The following is a 2565-nucleotide window of genomic DNA, read 5'->3' on the forward strand; positions in this document are numbered from 1 at the left end:
GCTGTCGTCGTTGACAGAGTCGAGGTAGCATCCGAGATTGCACCAGCACTTGAAGGAGCACTGAAATTTGCGGCTGCAGGTGAAGGGAAAACGAAAGTAACTTACGATACTCCGTCAGATAGCGGCATTGGTGCGATAGCGCAGCCGACAGATCCGACGCCTGCTGCACGGTTTAAATATCTTGCCGCACCAGACTCAAATCTGCTGCCATCAGCTAACATTGGTGACGGCACACTTGGTTGGACGGATCTCCAATCAGGGGGCATCGTACCGGCAATTGATGGTCAGTCCATTGCTGTTGCTATGGTTGACTATGATGGCAGGATTCTAAAATATAGTGTTGGCCATGCTGAGGTTGGTGAAACAGCAGCTTACAAAGGCTTGAGTGAAGCATCGTTCGTGGATGTTCCTGGAGCGGTTCAAGACGGCATAACAGAAATTCGTCTTGGCGGAATGAAGCAAAGTGATAATCGCTATGTGTACAAAGCGGATGCAACGGCAGCGCCATCTGTGAGTGCCGTAACATCTGGTGGCTGGAAAACAATTACGGATGGGACTAGGCTGACGCTCTCTAATGGAACAAAAGTTGGCGTAGCAGAAGTGGATACGGCTAATAAAGTTGTTGACTTTAAGGTACTGCAAGCGGTAAGTAAGGCAGAGCCAGCACTACCTGCAACCTCTGGTTTCTTGCCGATTGACTCCGGTAAGATCTGGTATGATACGGCTGGGCGCGTCATTGAAGCGCATGGCGGTGGCATGATTCAAGTAGGGGATACCTATTACTGGGTTGGGGAAAATAAGGATGGCGGAACGGGCATTCATCGGAGCATCAATATTTATGCTTCCAAAGATTTGGTGAATTGGCAGCTTCGCAATGAGACACTTCCTGCTTCCTTAACAGGCAATCAAGATTTTGGACCGAATAAAGTCATTGAGCGTCCGAAAATTATTTATAACGATACAACGCACAAATATGTGATGTACAGCCATATCGAGAATCCATTCTATTCCTATTCACGTATTGGAGTAGCGACGAGTGATACAGTCGATGGAGATTACACGTATGTGAACAGCTATTCTCCTAATAATAATATGAGCCGCGATTCAACTGTATTTAAGGATACAGATGGTAAAGCGTATCTGATTTCAAGCGGCAGCAATAATGCAACGTTATATGTATATCGCCTGTCCGCGGACTATTTGACCGTTGAGGCTCAGGTAAATCAGTTTACAAATCAGTATCGTGAATCACCAGCAGTCATTAAGAAAGATGGCAAGTATGTATTCTTTTCATCCGGATTATCTGGTTGGGCAACGAATCAAAATAAATATATGGTTTGTGATACGATGGCTGGTCCATGTACGAACAACGGGACAGGCTGGACGAATTTTGGAAGCGGGAATACGTACAACACACAAACAACCTATGTTTTACCGGTTACTTCGGGTAACAATACGTTCTATATGTATATGGGGGACCGTTGGARTGGCAATACACTGGATCGGTCCACGTATGTATGGCTGCCATTTACAGTATCGGATTTGAACTTTAGCTTGGACTGGAATAGCCGCTGGGAAATGGATCTTGCAAGTGGCAAATGGAGAACGCCACAGGACGAATACACGAGAGTGACTGGCACCGTATTCGGTTCAGGTCCTGCGTGGGGGAATTCTTCTAACACCTATGACAAAGTTTTTGATGGCAATGCAGGAACGTACTTTGATTACGTGAATGGTGTAAACGGTTATGCCGGTATGGATTTCGGAGCGGGCAACGAAAAAGCGATTGCCAAAATCAGCTTCTTACCTAGAGCCGGTTATGCTGACCGAGCTTATGGGGTTAAGATTCAAGGCTCGAACACCGGACAAGATAGCGGTTACGAAGATATTGCTCAGATCGAATCGATTCCAACAGGACAGTGGGAAGATATCTATGTGAATTCGCCAAAAGCCTATCGATATGTGCGTTATGTGTCTGGTGACGGAACGAATGCGAATATGGCAGAAATGGAGTTCAATATCAAGTCAGCAGCTACTGTGCAGCCAGCTCCTCCATTGCTGCAAGCTGTAACTTTTAAGGATGCGGCAGGGCTTATCAATAATGGTAAAACGCAAGCTACGCTTCCATCCCTTTCTGATACAGCAAACAGCTATCGGTATAAGAAGGTAAGCGCAATCGAGGATATCGCTGGCATTAGTCTTGGAGCTTCTGCTGCAATAGTCTGGGAAACTTTTCCAAGTGGTGGAGTGATTATGGCTGACAACGGTGAACGAATTTTCATCGCTGAGGTTAATCGTGACATTCAAGTCGTTCGTGTTGGGGAAGCACAAGCTGTTGTTGTTAATGAAAGTGCACCTGGCATTAAGGTTTCATCGATCAAAATTACCAGCACAGGGAATGCATCAACGATTTCTGCAAAAGGTGGAAAGCTTCAATTGCAAGCGGCGGTGCTCCCTGCCAATGCTTCGATCAAAGCTGTGACATGGGCTGTTTTTGAAACAGATGGGACAACCATCTCGAACAAAGCGACAATCGACCAAAATGGTCTAGTGACAGCTGTTAGG

General features: G+C 46.1%; 1 protein-coding gene. It reads left to right on the forward strand.

Translation table 11 applies throughout. The features are described 5' to 3' along the window. A partial coding sequence (locus AC1DUA_RS33360; protein WP_477503822.1) for a family 43 glycosylhydrolase occupies positions 1-2565 on the forward strand: 2565 nt, incomplete at both ends.

It is taken from the genome of Paenibacillus sp. 01T422, from assembly GCF_056398785.1.